The sequence below is a fragment of the Paraburkholderia solisilvae genome, assembly GCF_902859875.1.
Lineage (GTDB): Bacteria > Pseudomonadota > Gammaproteobacteria > Burkholderiales > Burkholderiaceae > Paraburkholderia > Paraburkholderia solisilvae.
In genome coordinates this window covers 51037-69360 of the sequence record NZ_CADIKF010000025.1, presented here as the reverse complement: position 1 = coordinate 69360, position 18324 = coordinate 51037, and the positions used below count along the sequence as shown (strand labels likewise).

The following is an 18324-nucleotide window of genomic DNA, read 5'->3' as shown; positions in this document are numbered from 1 at the left end:
CGCACGCGGCCGCACGGCCGATCTTGCGCGCCTACTTGCCGGCGGCCGCCTTCGCAAACGAATTGTCGACTGCGCTTGCGTATGTGACCGTGCCGGGCTTGATATTGCCGATATATTCCTGCAAGTCGAGCGCGTTGCGGAACGCCTGTTCGGAAATCTCCGGTGTCGGCGCGTAGATTTTCTGCGCGATCAGGCGTGTCACAGCATTATCGACCACCGCTTTGGGAAGCGTCGGGAACTCGGCTTCGGCGACGGCCCTGGCGGTTTCAGGCGACGACTGGATCAACGCTTCCGCTTCGCCGACGGCCTTGACGAACGCCGCGACCATCTGCGGTTTCTCCTTGACGGTCGACGTGAGCGTGTCGATCGTCGAGAACGCGTAACCGCCCGGATAAGCCTTCGGGAATGCGTAAAGAATCTTGTAACCGGACGCGAGCCCTTCGTCGGCCTGCGGTTCGTACAGGGCAGCGGCGTCGGACCGGCCGGCGCTGACCGGCGACAGTTCGGTGCCGATCTGCACGGTATTGAGCTTCACGTCGCCGATGTTCTGCTGCTTGATCAGACGTTGCAGCAGGTACGTGCTGGTGGTCGGCGGCAGCGCCGTCGCGACGTTCTTGCCGGCGAGGTCGCCCGCGCTTTTCAGCGGCGAATCGCCCGGCGCGATCACCCAGACCGGCACGCCTGCGACCACGTTCGCGACATTCACGAGCGTCGCGCCTTTCAGGTTCGCGAGGATGGCGGTCATCGGGTCCTGCAGCGAAAAATCCGCATGGCCGCCGATCACCGCCGCGACGCCCGCCGCGCCGTTGGCGGCCGTCACCTTTTGCACATCGAGGCCATGCTTCGCAAAAATGCCTTTATCGATGCCCACATACAGCGGCAGGTATTGAATCGACTGAAACGCCTGATACACGACCACCTTGTCCGGCGGCGCGGCATGTGCCGCCTGCAGTCCAAGTCCCGTAGCGAGTAGTGCGATGGTGAAGCTGGCGAGCCGCTTCATCGTTTTGTTTTCCATGTGACGATCCTCTTTTCAGCGAATTGAACGATCCAGGTGAGCAAGGTAGCCATCAGCGTCAGCACGACGATGCCGAGCCAGACACTATTGAGGTCGAACAGCGAACCGGCGACGAACACCGCATGGCCGAGTCCCGCTTGCGATGCGATGTATTCGCCGACCACCGCGCCGATCAGCGCGAAGCCGATGTTGACGCGCAGCGTCGAGAAAATCCACGGCAGCGCGCTGGGCACGATCAGCTTGCGGAAGATCATCGACGGCCGCGCGTTGAACGAGCGGAACAGGTTCAGCAGGTCGCGGTCCACTTCGCGCGCGGCCGCGCACGACGAAATCATCGCGACCGCAAACGTCGAGATGCCGGCCAGCCACACTTTCGACGTCATGTCCGAACCGAACCAGATAATGATCAGCGGCCCGAGCGCGATCTTCGGAATGCTGTTGAGCAGCACCGAAAAGCCTTCGGCGACGCCGGACACGCGCGGCACGAACCACAGCAGCAAGCCCAGTGCGATGCCGAGGCCGCTGCCGACCACAAGGCCGACGACGGTTTCGTACAACGTGGTCAGCGTGTCGGGAATCAGCGTGCCTTGCGCGAGGCCGATTTGCGCGGTCTGGTAGATGCCGGCCGGCGAGCCGAACAGCCGCCCGTTGATCCAGCCGCGCGCGGCGGCCAGTTGCCACAGCGCGACGAGCGCGATCATGATCGCGGCGACTGCCGCGGTGCTGGTGAAATCGCGCGACGGACGGCGCTTCACGCGCGCCCGCGCGGGCGGGTTGGAAAGAATCGCTTCGCTCATGCCGCTAGTCCTCCGAATTGACTGCCTGGTTGCCCGGTCTGCCCACGCAGCGCACCCCAGATGCGCGCGTGCCATTTGCGAAACTCCGGCGCTTCGCGTGCGCTGATCGCGCTGCGCGCACCCTCGACAGTCAACTCGATATCGAGCGCCTGTTCGATGCGCGCCGGTCGGCCGCCGAGAATGATCACGCGGTCGCTCATCGCAATCGCTTCCTCGATGTCGTGCGTGACGAGCACGACGCTCGTGCCGTTCGTCTCGCGCAGCGCCATCACGTCGTCTTCGAGCGCGAGGCGGGTTTCATAGTCGAGTGCCGAGAACGGTTCGTCGAGCAGCACGAGCGTCGGTTCGACCAGCAGCGTGCGCGTCAACGCGACGCGCTGGCGCATGCCCCCCGATAACGCGTGCGGATACGCGTCGGCGACTGTGCCGAGGCCGTAGCGCGCGAGCATATGGCGCGCGCGCTCGAGGTCGTTGCGCGTGACCTTGCGAAACAGCTCGATGCCGAGCACCGCGTTTTGCAGCACCGAACGCCACGGCAGCAGCAGGTCCTTCTGCAGCATGTACGCAATGCGCCCGGGCGTGCCGTCGGCGCGCGCGCCGACCGCGATGCGGCCCGACTGAGGCGGCAGCAGCCCCGAGATCAGATTGAACAGCGTGCTCTTGCCGGCGCCGCTGCGGCCGACAATCGAAACGATCTCGCCGCTGCCGACGCTGAAGTCGAGGCCGGCGAAGATCGGCACCGGCGCGCCGTCTTCGGCTTCGAAGGTGTGGGTCAGATCCGCGACGTGCAGACGCGCGGGCGGTGCGGCGCCATCGCGCGCGGCAGCCGGCGAAGTGGAAGAGAGAGCAGGGGTCGGCATCGTGATCGGCATCGGGCGAGTTCATCGATTCCGCACGCGCACATGCGCAAGCGGCAGCAGCAACGGCGTCCCCGGTATCTGGGATGACGCGATGCACAATGCACAATGCACGGCTCAAAATAACCGGGCAAGCAGGTCAAAAAAAATTATGACGTGGGGTTCGTGCCACGACGGATGAAGACAGGAACGTGAAAGGCGCGCTTGGCGCGCGTCACACCGGGAGGGCAGGCGCGGCTGCGAACGGCCGTGCCCTGAATCAGGGCGGCGGGTCGAAATGGACATGCGCGGTTCCGGTGCGCCCAGCTCGCGCGGCCAGATGCGTGCGAAACGGCGCGCACGCTGACGCGAGTGCATACCTCGTACGTCGCGCGATGTGGTCGGCGTTCAATAGCTTGCGTTGCACTGCACATTGCCGGTGCGCGACGAGCGTGCCGAGGTCCCGATGTGCGCCACGTGCCCAAGGTGACTCGACGCCGATCTATTTGTTGCTGCCCGCGCCGGTTCCATACAAACCGTTGTCGAAACCACCCGCGCCTTCGGGTTTGCTTTTCTGACCGGCGGTCGGGCCTTTCTTCGCGCCCTTCGCATCCTGGGCCTGCGGCGCATACGATTCATGCACGGTGGTATCGGCCTGACCGGACTGTTCGGCCGCCGACGCGCTTCGATTCTCAGGCGCATGCGGCCCGCTCGGCGACGGCAGTTGCGCGTAACTGCCGGTTGAAACGACAACCAGCACGCCACCGATTGCAGTGACGATCGCCGTCAGGCCGGTGCTGTGTATCGGCATGTTCATCGCGCTCCCCTGGTTCGACTGTTGCCGATCGAAGCAGCATCGCGCGTGCCCATGCGCTAACGGTAGCGTTGCTCCAATGCGCCGATTTCGCGCAAGCCCACCGTATCGGTGAAGTCGTCGAAGCTCGGCAGCTTGTCGAGGCGTCCGGCCGGCGTGCCATGCGTTTTCATATACGCAAGGTGTTCACGCAGCCCGGACGCCATCGCGAGCACCGAACCGATCGGGAACAGCACCAGCGCGAATTTCATCTTGCGAATGCGATCGATGTCGATTGCAGGCGTGCGGCCGCCTTCGAGCCAATTCAGCAGCAGCGTATGACCCTCGAGCTCGGCCGCGATCTTTTCCAGTTCCTGCTCGGTGTCCGGCGCTTCGATCCACAGCACATCGGCACCTGCTTCCGCGTAACGTCTTGCGCGCTCGATCGCGGCATCGACGCCTTCGACCGCAAGTGCGTCGGTGCGTGCGATCAGCACGAAGTCGGGATCGGTACGCGCGTCGACGGCTGCGTGCAATTTCGCCAGCATCTCGTCGACCGGAATGACGCTTTTGCCCTGCATATGGCCGCAGCGTTTCGGGCTCACCTGGTCTTCGAGATGAATCGCGGCGACACCCGCCTGTTCATAGTCGCGTACGGTGCGGATCACGTTGAGCGGATTGCCGTAACCGGTGTCCGCATCGGCAATGACCGGCAGACCGACCGTCTGCACGATGCGGCGTGCGTTGTCGATCATTTCGGATTCGCCGAGCAGACCGATGTCGGGCCTGCCGAGCAGCGACGCGGTCGTCGCGAAACCGCCCATGTAAACCGCGTCGAAGCCGGCCTGCTCGACGAGGCGTGCCGACAGCGCGTCGTGACTGCCGGGCGCGAGCAGCGGCCGGCTGCGCTCGAGCAGTTCGCGCAGACGTCGACGCGAACGGCCGGCGTGGGAGAGAAGATCAGCCATGGAAAAACCTCGATGGATGAATACGCACAATCGGGAAACGACGGTTGCAATGCATGTGCCCGATGGCTTCAGCGCAAGTTTGGACAAACCGGCCGCGTGGCGATATCCCGATTGCGGTGATTTTGTGAGATTCGATTGACAACAGATTGTTACGGGCGAAGCTGTTGAAATCTGTTTTGACCGCAAACACACAGGACGTATGTGGTGTGGCTGCACGGTACGGCGCCGCATGATGCGCTGTTACACTTCGCGTGTTTCAGGTGTCCAGTGCGCCATTTCCGTTGTCTTTATCAACACCGCTTCGAATCTGTTCACGGTCATGTCAAAACCTACGCTGCTAGTGCTGATTCCGCTCAAGGACGACGACAGCTATTCGCAAGTCGCCGCTCATTTCGACATCGTGTATGCGCCCACGCCGGCCGAGCGCGGCGCGGCAATCGATGCGCACGGCGCCGCGATACGCGCGGTGCTGACCAATGGCACGACCGGCCTCACGGCCGCGGAAATCGACCGGCTGCCGAACGTGGAACTGGTCAGCGCGCTGGGCGCGGGCTACGAGAACATTGCGATCGATCACGCGCGCGCACGCGGCATCGTGTTGTGCAACGGCACGGGCACCAACGACGATTGTGTGGCCGATCACGCGTTTGCATTGCTGCTTGCGGCCGTGCGCGATATTGCGCAGCGCGACCGCGCCACGCGCGCAGGCGTGTGGCGCGATCAACTGCCGATGCGCCCGACCGTGTCCGGCAAGCGGCTTGGCATCGTCGGGCTCGGCAATATCGGCCTGAAGGTTGCGCGCCGCGCCGCGGGCTTCGAGATGGAAACCGCGTATCACAATCGCACGCCGCGCGCCGACACCGCGTTTCGCTATTTCGACAACGTTGTCGAACTTGCGCGCTGGAGCGACTACCTGGTCATTGCGACACCCGGCGGCCCGGCCACGCATCATATGGTGGGGCGCGCGGTGCTCGACGCGCTCGGGCCGCGCGGGTTTCTCGTCAATGTGTCGCGCGGCAGTGTCGTCGATACGGCGGCGCTCGCGCACGCGCTTGCGAGCGGAACGCTCGCGGGCGCGGGACTCGATGTGTATGAGGGTGAACCGCAGCCGCCGCAGGCGCTGCTGCATTTACAGAACGTCGTGCTGACGCCGCATGTGGCCGGCACGTCGCCCGAGGCGATCGCGGCATCGGTGCGGAACTTCATCGACAATGGGACGCGTCATTTCGCAGGCAATGCGGTGTTGACGCCGATCTGACGCAGCGGTTGGTGTGGCGGACAGCGCGGGAAGCAAAGACGCGGTCATCGTCAGGGCGCTCGATCCTGCACCGATGAATGCCGAAGGCATCGAATACGCGAGCGCGGCCTACGAAGAAATGGAGCGCTACTTCAACCGCGTAGTCGACGCACGCCGCGCGCGTCCAGGCAACGATCTCGTTTCGCTGTTGTTGACGGTCGAAGAACCGGTGACCGGCTCTCGCTGATCGAACTCGAATCGGCATTGAGCGTGCTATCGGAGCGCTTGTCCGACCTGGAACTGCCCGAACTCGACAGGCTTGCCTGGAATCAGCGCGGCAATCTGCGTGGCGTCGATTCGCTGGTCGCGACCTGGTAGGTCTATCGGCGGCGGGGGCAACGGGGCGCGTTCAATCGTCACAATGATTGCGCTGAGTCGTGGCTGTTCGCACCCGTGCGCTTGCGCATGCAACACGGTTTGTCATTCATCTTTCACGCAACTAGACTGAACTGACAGAAAGACAACAGACGCCGGCCGGGCGCCGCATGGCCCAGCGTCGCACAACCGAGTTGCAATGGGAGGCACCGTGATCGGCTCAATCGCTCGTAGCGCGGCGCAGCCCGCGCGCGCCAGTTCGTGGCTGTGCGCGGCCGCTTGCGGATTCATTTCAATCGCCATGTGCGTTCCGGCCGGAGCGGAGCCGGTCACGACCGGGCCGCTCAGCATCATCGGTTCGGCGGTCGTGCGCGGGCCGGTGACGGTTGAAGGGCCGCTTACCGTCGGAGGAAATCTGGATGTTCACGGTCCGCTGACCGCGCAGCATGTCGCCCAGTTGCAACCGGACGATGCCGACCGGCGCGCAGGCGACAACAACTTTTACGGGCCGCTTACGGTACGCGGCCCGCTCGTCGTGCACGGCGACCTTGAAGTGCGCGGCCCGCTGACTGTCGAAGGGCCGGCTGGCGCGGTCGGGCGGATCGACGTCGACGGGCCGATTACCGAGCGGCGCTGAGCACTTCGCTCAGGCGGTCGGGCTGCGACGCACGAAAAAGAGCGCGGCGCCCAGTCCCATCAACAAACCGCCGAAGAAACGATTCTGCACGCGGACCGCGCGTTCGCTGTGCAGCAGGCGGCGAAACGCACTCGCGCCGTATGCGTAGCCATACATGATGGTCGTATCGACGACGCTCATCGTGATGGCCATCACCGCCAGTTGCGGCACGAGTGGCGCATGGGCCGCAATAAACTGCGGCAGCACCGCGACGAACAGCACGATCGCCTTCGGGTTAGTCGCATTGGTCAGCACACCGGTCGCGCAGCGCTTGCGCCACGACGCGTTCGGCGCGGCAAGCGCGCCGGTTTCGGACGGCGCTTTCCTGGAGCGCCATTGCGCGATACCCAGATAGATCAGATACGCGGCGCCGCCGATCTTGACCGCGCTGAACGCCCACAGCGAAGCCATCAGCAGCGAGCCGACACCGGCGCCGGCCACGATCAGCACGAATGCGAGGCCGATTTCCTGCCCGACGATTGTCGCGCCGGTTTTCCGGCCGCCGTACGACAGGCCGTGACTCATGGCAAGCACCGCGCCGGGCCCCGGCGACAGCGCGATGGCGCAACAGGTGAGCGCGTAGGTGATCCAGACGTGAAGTTCCACAGCGGTATTCCTGATTGTGAATGGGCCAAAGCGGATGAATGCCGGCAGCGCGCCGCTGCGGCAGCCGTCGATGCGAAGCGATTGCCCCGGCGAGTCTATAACGGGAAAAGGCCGCTTGGGCATCAATCGATTCATTTGGCCGAACCCGGCCGCTTTGCGCGGGGTTTTGTTTCGCGTTGCAGATTATCGCTTCGCGTCGTGCATCGCATCGCGCGGCTTGCGTGCAGGATTTGTCTGGTGACAGAAGCTGCCCCCGGGGGCAAGACCGTATCCGCAACAAGGCTATTTCACCGCGCCATTCATTGCATTCCTGCTTTATCTATAAGGGTCACCGTCCGTCGTGTCCGGTTATCCGTTAAGCGAACGTCGAGCGAGCGATCGAAGTCATGGAATAAGCGGGCAAACAGAATGTTCTACTAAGTAAGCCAGCGCCCGATGTTGCCGCCCGACGCACGCCTGACGCGCACGCGCTGTCTGTTGCGCACGGCGCAACGCGGCGGCTGCGCAACCCGGTTTTGTCCGCGCGTGAGCGGATCCTCGAGAGGCCACCGAATGGTCATTCCAGAAGCTGTCGAATCGAATTTTCAGTACGTGTCGATGTGGAAGGTGTTGTCCGGCGACCGGCCGGTTGCCGACCTGGTCGATCGCCCGGGTCTGTCGGTTTGCTGGGCCGACAGCGCGTTTCCGTTCTGGAACGCGCTGTTTATTCCGGAGCGGATGGGCAGCGCGGACGCGCTCGCCGCGCGCTTGCAGGATGCCGCCGCCTATATGCGCGCGAAACGGCATCCGGGGCTCGTCTACGTGAGCGAAGATTTTCTGAGCCCGGGCGTGCGCAGCCGTATCGATGCGCTTGCGAAGGATGCAGGCCTCGCATACGCGGTCGACATATTCGGCATGGCCGGCGAGATTCCGGTTGGTCGGCCGCAAGCGGCGACGCCGCTCGAATTCGTACGCGTGAGCGACGACGCCGCGTTGCGCGTATATGGCGAAATCAATGCGGAAGGCTATGGTTTTCCGCCCGAAGCGGGGCAGGAAGCGCTGCGCGGGTCGACGTTCTGGAAGTCGACCGCGCTCGCCTTTATCGGTTATGAAGCGGGGCAACCCGTATCGACCGCGGCGGCGATCGTCAATGAAGGGCAGATCTATCTGGCGCTCGTCGCGACCCGCCCGCATGCGCAGCGCAAAGGGTACGGCCTCGCGACGGTGCGCCACGTGTTGCAGGCCGCGTACGATGCAACCGGGCTGACGCGCACGATCTTGCACGCGACTCAAGCAGGCTTTCCGGTGTATCAGCGCGCCGGTTATCGCCGTACCACGCTGTTCCTGACCTTCAGGCTCGCCGACTGATTCGCGGCGGCTGCGGCGCGGCCGCGGGAGCCGTAAGCGGTGTGTGCGCAGCATGCGTGTTTTGCACGGCGTGCATTGCCTGGTGCGTTACCTGGTGCATTACCTGCACGGACGATACCTGATCCGATCTGTCATCTGCGCCGACAACGCCTTGTCATATCATGGCGGCTGCATCGTTTCCACCGTCCTTCTTTTTCGTTCTGAACCAGGGAAGAGCCATGCCTCGCTTTGCCGCCAATCTGACGATGATGTTCCCCGAAGTTCCGTTTCTCGATCGTTTCGCGGCTGCCGCGCAAGCGGGCTTTCACGCCGTTGAATTCCAGTTTCCGTATGCGTTCGATGTAGCGGAAATCAAAAGCCGCATCGACGAACACCAGCTGACGCCGCTGTTGCACAACCTGCCGGCCGGCGACTGGAACGCGGGTGAACGCGGGCTCGCATGCCTGCCGGGTCGCGTCGATGAATTTCGTGCGGGTGTCGCAAAGGCGATCGACTATGCGCGCACGCTCGGCGTCGAGCGCCTCAACTGCCTCGCAGGCATCGCGCCGGCCGATGAAGATCCGGACCTCGTATGGCGCACGCTGACCGGCAATCTGCGCTATGCGGCCGATGAAACGGCGCAGGCCGGCATCCGTTTGATGGTCGAAGCCTGCAACCGCTACGACATTCCAGGCTTCATGCTGAACACGTCGGCCGTCACGATTCGCGCGCTCGACGATGCAGGCAAGCACAACCTCTGGCTGCAATACGACATCTACCATATGCAGCGCAGCGAGGGCGAACTCGCGGCGACCATCGAGCGGCTGTTGCCGCGTATCGGGCACATTCAGGTGGCGGACAATCCGGGCCGGCATCAACCGGGCACCGGCGAGATCAATTTTCCGTTCCTGTTCCGCACGCTCGACCGCCTCGGTTACGACGGCTGGGTCGCGGGCGAATACAACCCGCAAGGCGCAACCGAAAGCGGTCTCGACTGGTGCCGGTAAGGTTCGCCTGCGCGCGGCCTGCGCCTAGGGTTCGAGATGCGGCAGGTGCTTCGTGAAGAAATCGAGCGCGTGCTGCAGCGTCGTCATCGGTGGGGAAGCGGAGGCTGCATCGGGTGAGGATGGCGCGGGCGCGGCGGCCGCGCGATTGAGCCCGAAGCGATGCTCGAGCGCTGAGACAAAGAGCTTTTGCAGATCGTGCAGCGGATGATCGGGCGGCGGGGGCGCGAAATTCGTTGCGGGCGCAGCGATCTGCGGGAGGTCGTCGCGCGGCGTCTTCAGCGTGAGTACGTGTTCGAGCGTCGGCGCCTGCGCGATGCGTGCGCTCGGCAGCATCTTGTGCGCGGGAATGTCCAGCCAGTCGCGCAGCGTGGACAGTATCGACGTGTGGTCGTATGGTGTGTCGGTCGGTGAGCGGAATACCGTGCCCGCTGCGATATACGGCGAGATGACCACGGCCGGCACACGTATGCCGAAGCGATCGAAGGTGAAGCCGGTGTCGGGGTCGCCTTGCGCGCTGCGCGCATCGGGCGCGAGCGCGCCCGACGGCGGCGGCACATGGTCGAAACAGCCGCCGTGCTCGTCGTAGAGCACGATCATCAATGTCTCGTTCCAGGCGGGCGATGTGCTGACCGCGGTCCACACGTCATAAAGCAGCTTCTCGCCGGCGCGCATATCGTGCGGCGGATGCTGGTCGGTCGCCCCGGAAAAGAAATTCGGCTCGATAAACGAATACTGCGGCAACGTGCCGTTCGCGCAATCGGCGCTGAATTCGGGCAGCCGTTTGAAGTGATGCGACAGCAACGGATCCCACAGCCTCGGCAGCGTCGTGCGCGTGACCGAGGGCAACCGCTGCGAGTCGATATAGACGTTCCAGCTCGCGTCGATCGACGAAAGCACGTTGAAAATCGTCGGCATGGTCCATTGAAACGGGTCGAACATGCCGTCGTTCACGCGTGCATTCGATGTGCCGGCCAGTGCAAACGCACGATTGGGCAGCGTATCGGTCGGCACCGAAGAGAACCATGCATCGCAGACCGCATAGGCGCGCGCCAGCGTCGAGAGCACCGGCAATTGCGCGGGGCTGTGACACTGCATGACCTGTGAGGGATCCGCGTCCGACACGGCCTGATAGTTGAGCACGAAACCCTGCATCGACGGTGCGCTGCCGCCGTCCGTGAGGCCGAGCTGCACATTGACGTTGGCGAATCTGTCTTGCGGCGCGGGCGACGGCATCGTGAAGCTGCTTACTTCGCGCGTGACATGAATGCGCTCGCCCGACTTCGACGGATTCGACATGTCGGCATGCACGCCGTCGAAGTGCGGTGAACTGCCTGCCGGCAGCATGACACCCGGTGCCGTGCCGTCCGGATAAAGCCAGCCGAGTATCGTGTCGAACGAGCGATTCTCGAGCATCACGACAACGACATGCTTGATGTTGGGAAGGATGTTCGCCATGAGATTGGACGCGTTTTGCGAGTGATGACCGGTTGGGCCCGGCCCGGTGGTGACGCTTTGCACTAGCTAGAACACGCGGCAAAGGAAGGAAATTCCGGTGTGCGCGCGCTGCGGCGGGCATCGGTGGCGCGTGCGGTGACGCGATGCAATGCGATGCCGGTTGGGTCCGTGACAGCTTCGGCCGCATGGCGGGAAATGCGCGAGTTGGGGAACATTGCTTGCTGACCGACGTCTTTCATCAGCCATGACCACGACTCCGAGGACCTCGATCCATGCTGCAAGCCCTGTCTCGCCGCACACGTGCCGCCGCCACTTCGATGTATCTGCTGCTGTTCGCTTTCGGCTCGGCTGCGCTGATACCGATCGCTTCGGCCGCGCAAAGCGCGGTGCCCAACGGCGGGACGCCGGTACAGTCTGCCGCCGAAGGCAAAGCGCAGGCCGCCGCGAATACCGATGGGTCTGCGAATACGCGAGGCGCGTCGAGCGCGACCGGCGCGGCGGACACGGCCAAGGGCGCAGCGGGTCGCAGCGGCCCGTCACCCGTGGTGCCGGTGCCGCCATCGGAGCTTTACGGCGCGCTCTATCGCGACGTCGAACTCGCGCATCTGTATCCGGATAGCAAAACCTTCGCGGACATGATTCCGAACGACGCGCCGTCGCGCATCGTCGACGAGTACACGCAACAGAAATCGCGTGCCGGATTCGATCTGAAGGCGTTCGTCGCCGCGCACTTCACGCTGCCGGCGCGCGAAACGAAGCGCTATGTATCCGATCCGAACCAGAGCGTGACCGCGCATATCGATACGCTGTGGGACGTGCTCAAGCGCGACCCGGACCAGAGCGCGAGCCAGTGGTCGTCGCTGTTGCCGCTGCCGTACGCGTATATCGTGCCCGGCGATCGCTTCGACGAGATCTACTACTGGGATTCGTTTTTTATCATGCTCGGCCTCGAGCAAAGCGGCCGTGAAGATCTGCTGGACGACGAGCTCAATAATTTCTCGACGCTGATCGACCGTTACGGGCATATCCCGAACGGCAACCGCACTTATTACCTGAGCCGTTCGCAGCCGCCGTTTTTTGCGCAGATGGTGCGGCTAGCCGCCGAGCGCGAAGGCGAGCGCGTCTATCTGCGCTACCTGCCCGAACTGCTGAGCGAATACCGTTACTGGATGGACGGCGAGAACCATATCGCACGCGGCAACGCTTACCGGCATCTCGTGCGGCTGCCGGACGGCACGCTGCTCAATCGCTACTGGGACGAGCGCGATACGCCGCGCGACGAATCGTATCGCGAGGACGTCGCGACCGCGTCGCAGACGCCGCAACGCAACGCGGCCGACCTGTGGCGCAATCTGCGCGCGGGCGGCGAGACCGGTTGGGATTTCAGCTCGCGCTGGTTTGCCGACGGCAAGACGCTCGGCACAATCGACGTGACGTCGCTGATTCCCGTCGATCTGAACAGCCTGCTCGCCGATCTCGAACGCACGATCGCGCATGCGTATCGTCTGCAAGGCAATGCGGCTGAGGCCGCGCAGTTCGAGCAGCGCGCGTCCGCGCGGACCGCTGCGATTCGCCAGGTGCTGTGGGATCCGCAGATGCACGCGTTCGGCGATTACGATTTCGTTGCGCGGCGCCTGACACATCGGCTGAGCGCGGCAACCGTCTATCCGCTTTACTTCGGCATTGCAGATAAGGCGCAGGCCGCGGCGGTCGCCGCGACGGTGCGTGCGCAGCTATTGCGCGCCGGCGGACTCGCGACGACCACCGAGCGTACCGGTCAGCAATGGGACGAGCCGAACGGCTGGGCGCCGTTGCAATATCTCGCGGTAGCCGGCTTGCGGCGTTATGGCCAGTCGGCGCTCGCCGGCGAGATCGCGACGCGCTGGATTCAAACGAATGTCGCGTACTACCAGCGCACCGGCAAGCTGGTCGAAAAATACGACATCGACGCGAAGGCGGGCGCGAGCGCGGCGGGCGGCGGCGAATATCCGTTGCAGGACGGCTTCGGCTGGACGAACGGCGTGCTGCGCACCTTGATGGCGATGTATCCGTCCGCGGCGGGCGGCCCGACGCGTCCGGCCGATGTGCCCGAAGGGCCGCGCGGTGTATCCGAAGCGGCGTCGGCCGCGGCCGCGGCGCCGCAAACGACGCATCGTCTGCAGGACACGCCGGGCAAGTAGCGGGAAAGAAGCGGGAACGAAGTGAGAACGAAGCGGGAACGCGTGTAAGCGCGTCGCTCGCGCTTACACGGCGAACCAGGCCGCCACGAAAAACCCGAGGCCGACGAGCGCGACGCCCGCTGTCATGGTCTGCAGCCATTTCTTTCTGGTGAGCAGCGTAATGGCGGCGAGCGCGATGGAAATCTGGATCAACGTCGTCGCTTGTGCCCACCGGTGATGCTGATGCTGCAGCGACTCGCTGAGGTCGTTATATTTTTTCGTTTCGCTTTCAAGTGCTTCCGCCTTCGCGCGAATCGGCTCCTTCTGGTCGTTGTAGCGTTTTTCGTCGGCGACGAATTTCGCGTGCGCGGCCGACGAAGGATCGCTCAATGCGGCGCCGAGTTCGGCGAGGTTCTGCTTTTCGCCTTTGGCCTGGTAGTACGCCCATTGATCCGACGCTTCGGTCTTCTGGATCGCGGCTTCGTTCTTGTAGAAAAGCGCGAGGTTTTCGTTCGCGCCGCTCTGGTACGACGCGATGGCGCCGATGCTGGCGAGGATCGCGGTCATCACCGCAATACGTGACGCGCTGGGCTCCGCGGTATGCGCGCCCGCATGTTCGACCGCGTGATCGTGCGGGCCGTGGACTTCGAATTCGTCGGACATCGTGACGGCTCTCGGGGCAAAAAGGCGTCAGCATACCGTAACCGGTGCACCCGATTGCAGGTTTGAAACCTGCGAACACGTTGCGTTTGAACGAAGGGTTTCTCCGCCGGCATAAGGAACGTTCATATCTATCGAACCCTCCGGTGCTTGCGACCCGCTAAGCTCACGAGTACGTCTGGAATGGAAACAATTAGGTTCGAAATACACAAAGGTCCTTTCTCAATATCAGGGTTTACCCTGGACGCCTCAACCACTAGACTCTCTTCAACGGTCACAGACAAGCCTGTGTGTGACAGATCAACAGATTCGGGAGGTGTCTTCATGAAATCGCTTATCAAGGCTGTTGCACTCGCTGCGGTGCTCGCTACCCCTGTGGTGTCTTTCGCTCAATCGTCGGTGACGCGCGATCAGGTGCGCGCGGAGTTGGCGCAGGTGCAAAAGGCGGAACAAACTCAAAGCCTGTATGACGCAGGCGATGCCCATTATCCGGACGGCATCCAGCACGCCGAGCAGCGTGCGAATGCGCAGAATGCGACCGCGCAAGCGGCTGCCCAGACGACTGCTTATGGCCCGGCGACGAACGGCACGTCGCAATCCGGTGCATCGAACGCGCATACCGGTAACGATTGGCTGGGTTCGGCGTACGCACGTCCGTAAGTCGATTCGCCGGTCCATTCTGGACATTGCTGATAAAGACCGTAGGCCTGGCTGAACTGCACCCCGAAAGTTGGACACCGATCCAACCTTTGGGGTGTTTTTCATGGCGCCTTGCGGTCTTTTTTATGCGACGCGCTCGCTTCATGCCTGAAAAATAAAAATGGCGAGAAAACGTCGCCCGTGGGGCTGTGCGCCAGCGTCGGCGGTGCCGTTTATTAGCCAATCAGGAAGCCTTGCTTACCGTTTCATTCAGGGTCGTGAGTATTAATCGACGCCACAAATTAGTAACGCGCTGGTCACGCGGCATACCTAGACTCCGGGTTTCTTTAATTCAGCTAACAAACCCGGAGTCTCACGCATATGCGTTCTTACAAGACACGTCCGACGCTATGGGTAGCGCTGATGTCGAGCGTGCTTTCACTTGCCGCATGCGACGGCAACGGTGGCAATGGCAGCATGGCCGTCATTGCATCCATGCCGCCTGCGCCGCCGGCAGATAAAAACTTCACCGACAGCGCACCGGTTCCCAATGTACCGGCATTCGTCGACAACATCGCGACGAACCAACGCGGCGACGCTCGCTTCGCCACGCTGGATACGAATGCGGGTGTGCGTCTCGTCTCGAAGTACCTCAATCTGTGGAAGCCGCTCACCGAGATTGTCGACGCAGGCGTGTCGGCGCCCGCGGTCGGGTCGTTTCCGGCCATCGTGCCGTCCTCATGGACCGGCTTGCCGAACGACGGCACGCCGGGCGGCACGATACTGAATACCGCGGTGCTGAACGAAAACATCCAGTTCGTGGTCGACACGACGACTCATCGCACGCAGGCGCAGGCCGATGCCGCCTATTTCGACGACCGCCGCGGTAAAGGCTTTAGCGTGACCGACGGCATGGGCCCGCTGGCCGATGCATGGCGCACTGCCGCGCAACAGACCACGACGATCACGACCATTCCCGCCAATGCGACGACCGTGCTGTTCAACGACACGGGCAACAACATCGGGGTGGGCAGCGCATCGAATGCGACCTTCGGTCATGTCGTGGATCTGCTGTCGGCCATGGGCAATAACGCATCGACCGAACCGGCCAAGCGCTTCTACAAGTATGCGCGGCCATTCCGCTGGAGCGCGCAGGTCGCCGTCGATCCGACGCTGGTGCCGGCGGAAAGTACGGATCCGACCACCGACGGCGGGTATATCAGCGGCCACGAAGCCGAGGCCATGAGAGATGCGCTGACGATGGCGTACTGTGTGCCCGAGCGTGCGCAGGAGATGACGATGCGCGGCATGGAGCTCGGCTTCAACCGGATCGAGGCGGGCATGCATTCGCCGCTCGACGTGATTGCAGGCCGGATGTTTGCGACCGCGGCAACGGTTGCCAATCTGAGCGATCCGGCCAACGCGACGCTGAAAACCGAAGCATTCCAGCAGGCGCATACCGCATTGATGGCGGCGACGGGCACCACGCCGGCGACGTTTCTCGCCTTCGCCCATTCGCAGCCGGCGAGCACGGACCGCTTTGCCGACCCTGCGACCAACAAAGCCAACGACATCAGCTGGATGACGTTCGGCTTTCCGCAAATCGAGGCGACCGATATGCCGCCGGTGGTCCCTAAAGGCGCTGAGGTCCTGCTCGAAACGCGCTTTCCGTATCTCAGCGCGGACCAGCGCCGGGTCGTGATCAAGACGACGGAGTTTCCGTCAGGCTATCCGGTGATGGACGACGCCGAAGGATATGGCCGCATGGACATGTTCGCCGCTTTCGGCGGATACGGCGGGTTCGTCGGCGACGTGGTGGTATCGATGGATGCGGCGCAAGGCGGATTCAACGCAAACGACACCTGGAGCAACGACATCTCGGGCAGCGGAAAGCTGACCTTCAACGGCACCGGCACCTTGCAGCTGTCCGGCAATAACAGCTATTCGGGCGGCACGCAGGTCAAAGGCGGCGCGCTCGAAGCCGGTTCGACGACTGCATTCGGCAGCGGCGACGTGTTTGTCGGCGCGGGTTCGGCCATTATCGGCGCGAGTTCGGCGGTCAAGGTGGGCGGCAAGTTCACGGTGCTGCCCGCCGCGACGCTCGAACTCGACGTCAATGGAACGGGCGGCGGGCAACTGGCGGTCGGCGGTCAGCTGTTCTTTTCGGGCAGTGCGTTGCATGTGAAGTTCGCCAGCGGCTTCACGCCGAAGGTCGGCGACACGATCCAGCTGATTAGCGGCGGCGTCGGCCAGCAGCAGTTCTCGAACGTGACGGTCGACGGGTTTCATGCGTCGGCGGTCTATTCGAATGGAACGGTGTCGGTTCGCCTCGATTCATAAGGCGCGCACGAGGAACCCGGATCCATCGGTTCATCGAGGAAACGGGTGTCGCGTTGCAGGCAGGGGATGCGACAGGCGCGCTCACATCCGCAGGATGGGGGCACGAAGATGTCGCAAGCGCGCACAAGGGCACGCAAGGGCACACAAGCGCGGCTGCCGCGTCAGCGCCAGAGCGAATCGACCAGACGTCTCACCGCATCACGCAAGGCCGGTTCGCTGCCGAGATGCCCGGCGTTGACCCGCTCGATGCGCGCATGCGGCACCGCGCGCACCAGGCGGTCGACGTTGCCGGGCGGACAGAGCGGATCGCGCGTGCCGTGCGCGGCGGCCATCGGCACACCGGCTTGCGCGGCGCGTCTGGCAAGCGACATCAGGCGCGGCTCGCCGAGCCAGCAGCGATGCCGCAGAAAGTGCGACTGGATCTGGTACATCGCAATCTGCTTGCGCACGGTCGCGGGCTTGGGACGGGTCGAGCGGCTACGGCGCAGACGATGCGCGGACGATAGCACCGCATTGGCGTATCGCGACCACGCGAGAGCGACCGCCCGTTGCATCGCGTTGCTGCGCGACTCGAGCAGCGCGCTCGCGCACGCGTCGAAGAGCCGCGAACGATGCGTGCAGCGAGCGGCATTCACGAGCGCCTGCCATTCGCGCGGCGCACGCTTGCGTGACGCGAGAAAGAGGCCGTCGATCTCGCGCGCCGTGGTGAGGAACATCGCGCGCAGCACGACGCCGAGCACCGCTTGCGGATGACTGCCCGCATAAGCCAGCGCGAGCGCCGCGCCCCACGATCCGCCGAGCACACCCCAGCGTTCGATGCCGAGTTGCGCGCGCACGGCTTCGATATCGTCGATCAGCGATCCGGTGTGGTTGCGCCGCAGGCTGCCCGCGGGACGCGAAGCGCCCGCGCCGCGCTGATCGATCATGACGACCCGAAAGCGGTTCAGATCGAACACATCGAGCACGCTGCGGTCGGTTCCGCCGCCCGGTCCGCCATGCACGACCACGACCGGCATGCCGGTCGCGGCACCCGCGACAGCGAAGGCGATGCGGTGCCCATCGTGCGTGCGCAGCGTATGGCGTTGGATCGGTCTGTCCGGCAGGCGGCTGCGAGTCGTGCGGGCGGTCATGACGTAGCGTGGTCGGGCGGGTGGGCACGCTGCATGAATACCATATCCGGGCGGACTTCGCGCTCGCCGGCCGCCCGTTACTTGCGAGTCTTACGGCTTGCTTTAGCGAGTTTCGCGCGGCCGCTCGATTCGACGGCCGCCGTTTTGCGCGCGCGGGGCACGGTCGTGGTCGACGGCGCCGGGTCGGCATGCGCGGCGGCAGTGCTGCGCCCGGCTGGCTTCGTGCGGCTTTTCGCGGACGTTGCCGCGCTTTTCGTGGCGCCTTTGGTGATGCCCTTCGTAACGTCCTTCGTAACGTTCTT

The 18324-nt window shown here is 63.8% G+C and carries 17 protein-coding genes; 8 read left to right on the top strand and 9 right to left on the bottom strand.

Going from position 1 to position 18324, the window contains the following annotated elements; translation table 11 throughout:
- Window positions 1-31 precede the first annotated feature (31 nt).
- The 5 genes from HV675_RS16875 to HV675_RS16855 form a co-directional block, all read right to left on the bottom strand.
- Window positions 32-1018: an ABC transporter substrate-binding protein gene (locus HV675_RS16875; protein WP_175112068.1), complete on the bottom strand. Its 987-nt coding sequence runs from the start codon at window positions 1016-1018 to the stop codon at window positions 32-34.
- On the bottom strand, window positions 1000-1815 hold the full coding sequence (locus HV675_RS16870; RefSeq protein ID WP_175112067.1) for an ABC transporter permease: 816 nt from the start codon (window positions 1813-1815) through the stop codon (window positions 1000-1002). Before HV675_RS16870 ends, HV675_RS16875 begins: the two co-directional genes overlap by 19 nt.
- Window positions 1812-2687 carry an ABC transporter ATP-binding protein gene (locus tag HV675_RS16865; protein ID WP_246270332.1) on the bottom strand — a complete coding sequence of 292 codons (876 nt, stop codon included), beginning with the start codon at window positions 2685-2687 and terminating at the stop codon, window positions 1812-1814. Before HV675_RS16865 ends, HV675_RS16870 begins: the two co-directional genes overlap by 4 nt.
- A gap of 466 nt (window positions 2688-3153) precedes the next feature.
- Window positions 3154-3468: a beta-xylosidase gene (locus tag HV675_RS16860; RefSeq protein WP_175112066.1), complete on the bottom strand. Its 315-nt coding sequence runs from the start codon at window positions 3466-3468 to the stop codon at window positions 3154-3156.
- 56 nt (window positions 3469-3524) lie between these two features.
- Complete coding sequence (locus HV675_RS16855; RefSeq protein WP_175112065.1) at window positions 3525-4412, bottom strand: isocitrate lyase/PEP mutase family protein; 888 nt, start codon at window positions 4410-4412, stop codon at window positions 3525-3527.
- A gap of 319 nt (window positions 4413-4731) precedes the next feature.
- Here HV675_RS16855 and HV675_RS16850 point away from each other — a divergent pair, with 319 nt between their 5' ends.
- From HV675_RS16850 to HV675_RS16840, 3 genes are all read left to right on the top strand, one after another.
- Entirely contained in the window at window positions 4732-5670 is a 939-nt protein-coding gene (locus HV675_RS16850) for a 2-hydroxyacid dehydrogenase (protein WP_175112064.1), read from the top strand.
- Window positions 5671-5743: 73 nt separating this feature from the next.
- Window positions 5744-5896 (top strand): hypothetical protein, encoded by a 153-nt coding sequence (locus HV675_RS16845; RefSeq protein ID WP_175112063.1) that lies wholly within the window; start codon window positions 5744-5746, stop codon window positions 5894-5896.
- 327 nt (window positions 5897-6223) lie between these two features.
- Window positions 6224-6661, top strand: a complete 438-nt coding sequence (locus HV675_RS16840) for a hypothetical protein (protein WP_246270331.1) — start codon at window positions 6224-6226, stop codon at window positions 6659-6661.
- Between the two features lie 9 nt (window positions 6662-6670).
- On the opposite strand, the gene HV675_RS16835 is transcribed toward HV675_RS16840, so the two are convergent.
- On the bottom strand, window positions 6671-7306 hold the full coding sequence (locus HV675_RS16835) for a LysE family transporter (protein WP_246270330.1): 636 nt from the start codon (window positions 7304-7306) through the stop codon (window positions 6671-6673).
- A gap of 552 nt (window positions 7307-7858) precedes the next feature.
- On the opposite strand from HV675_RS16835, the gene HV675_RS16830 reads away from it, so the two are divergent.
- On the top strand, window positions 7859-8653 hold the full coding sequence (locus HV675_RS16830; protein ID WP_175112061.1) for a GNAT family N-acetyltransferase: 795 nt from the start codon (window positions 7859-7861) through the stop codon (window positions 8651-8653).
- Between the two features lie 218 nt (window positions 8654-8871).
- Window positions 8872-9639, top strand: coding sequence for a hydroxypyruvate isomerase (gene hyi, locus HV675_RS16825; RefSeq protein WP_175112060.1), 768 nt, complete (start codon window positions 8872-8874; stop codon window positions 9637-9639).
- A 24-nt stretch (window positions 9640-9663) separates the two neighbouring features.
- Here hyi and HV675_RS16820 read toward each other — a convergent pair whose 3' ends face one another.
- The gene (locus HV675_RS16820; RefSeq protein ID WP_175112059.1) at window positions 9664-11094 is read right to left on the bottom strand and encodes an alkaline phosphatase family protein; all 1431 of its coding nucleotides are present in this window, start codon (window positions 11092-11094) and stop codon (window positions 9664-9666) included.
- Window positions 11095-11411: 317 nt separating this feature from the next.
- Here HV675_RS16820 and treF point away from each other — a divergent pair, with 317 nt between their 5' ends.
- Window positions 11412-13274: an alpha,alpha-trehalase TreF gene (treF, locus tag HV675_RS16815; protein WP_377700788.1), complete on the top strand. Its 1863-nt coding sequence runs from the start codon at window positions 11412-11414 to the stop codon at window positions 13272-13274.
- A gap of 63 nt (window positions 13275-13337) precedes the next feature.
- Here the strand turns inward: treF and HV675_RS16810 are convergent, their stop codons facing one another.
- Window positions 13338-13916 carry a DUF4337 domain-containing protein gene (locus tag HV675_RS16810; protein WP_175112058.1) on the bottom strand — a complete coding sequence of 193 codons (579 nt, stop codon included), beginning with the start codon at window positions 13914-13916 and terminating at the stop codon, window positions 13338-13340.
- 321 nt (window positions 13917-14237) lie between these two features.
- On the opposite strand from HV675_RS16810, the gene HV675_RS16805 reads away from it, so the two are divergent.
- Together HV675_RS16805 and HV675_RS16800 are read left to right on the top strand one after the other, a co-directional pair.
- Window positions 14238-14573, top strand: a complete 336-nt coding sequence (locus HV675_RS16805) for a DUF4148 domain-containing protein (protein ID WP_175112057.1) — start codon at window positions 14238-14240, stop codon at window positions 14571-14573.
- Between the two features lie 360 nt (window positions 14574-14933).
- Window positions 14934-16892, top strand: coding sequence for an acid phosphatase (locus HV675_RS16800; protein WP_175112056.1), 1959 nt, complete (start codon window positions 14934-14936; stop codon window positions 16890-16892).
- 161 nt (window positions 16893-17053) lie between these two features.
- Here HV675_RS16800 and HV675_RS16795 read toward each other — a convergent pair whose 3' ends face one another.
- Window positions 17054-18022 carry an alpha/beta fold hydrolase gene (locus HV675_RS16795; protein WP_175112055.1) on the bottom strand — a complete coding sequence of 323 codons (969 nt, stop codon included), beginning with the start codon at window positions 18020-18022 and terminating at the stop codon, window positions 17054-17056.
- Window positions 18023-18324: the final 302 nt, after the last annotated feature.

Bases quoted from the DNA above. Each gene is read 5' to 3' on its own strand.
- HV675_RS16855 (WP_175112065.1), bottom strand. From the start codon at position 4,412: ATGGCTGATCTTCTCTCCCACGCCGGCCGTTCGCGTCGACGTCTGCGC.
- HV675_RS16875 (WP_175112068.1), bottom strand. From the start codon at position 1,018: ATGGAAAACAAAACGATGAAGCGGCTCGCCAGCTTCACCATCGCACTA.
- HV675_RS16865 (WP_246270332.1), bottom strand. From the start codon at position 2,687: ATGCCGATCACGATGCCGACCCCTGCTCTCTCTTCCACTTCGCCGGCT.
- HV675_RS16850 (WP_175112064.1), top strand. From the start codon at position 4,732: ATGTCAAAACCTACGCTGCTAGTGCTGATTCCGCTCAAGGACGACGAC.
- HV675_RS16840 (WP_246270331.1), top strand. From the start codon at position 6,224: ATGGGAGGCACCGTGATCGGCTCAATCGCTCGTAGCGCGGCGCAGCCC.
- HV675_RS16810 (WP_175112058.1), bottom strand. From the start codon at position 13,916: ATGTCCGACGAATTCGAAGTCCACGGCCCGCACGATCACGCGGTCGAA.
- HV675_RS16845 (WP_175112063.1), top strand. From the start codon at position 5,744: ATGAATGCCGAAGGCATCGAATACGCGAGCGCGGCCTACGAAGAAATG.
- HV675_RS16870 (WP_175112067.1), bottom strand. From the start codon at position 1,815: ATGAGCGAAGCGATTCTTTCCAACCCGCCCGCGCGGGCGCGCGTGAAG.
- HV675_RS16795 (WP_175112055.1), bottom strand. From the start codon at position 18,022: ATGACCGCCCGCACGACTCGCAGCCGCCTGCCGGACAGACCGATCCAA.
- HV675_RS16800 (WP_175112056.1), top strand. From the start codon at position 14,934: ATGCGTTCTTACAAGACACGTCCGACGCTATGGGTAGCGCTGATGTCG.
- HV675_RS16820 (WP_175112059.1), bottom strand. From the start codon at position 11,094: ATGGCGAACATCCTTCCCAACATCAAGCATGTCGTTGTCGTGATGCTC.
- HV675_RS16860 (WP_175112066.1), bottom strand. From the start codon at position 3,468: ATGAACATGCCGATACACAGCACCGGCCTGACGGCGATCGTCACTGCA.
- HV675_RS16830 (WP_175112061.1), top strand. From the start codon at position 7,859: ATGGTCATTCCAGAAGCTGTCGAATCGAATTTTCAGTACGTGTCGATG.
- hyi (WP_175112060.1), top strand. From the start codon at position 8,872: ATGCCTCGCTTTGCCGCCAATCTGACGATGATGTTCCCCGAAGTTCCG.
- treF (WP_377700788.1), top strand. From the start codon at position 11,412: ATGTATCTGCTGCTGTTCGCTTTCGGCTCGGCTGCGCTGATACCGATC.
- HV675_RS16805 (WP_175112057.1), top strand. From the start codon at position 14,238: ATGAAATCGCTTATCAAGGCTGTTGCACTCGCTGCGGTGCTCGCTACC.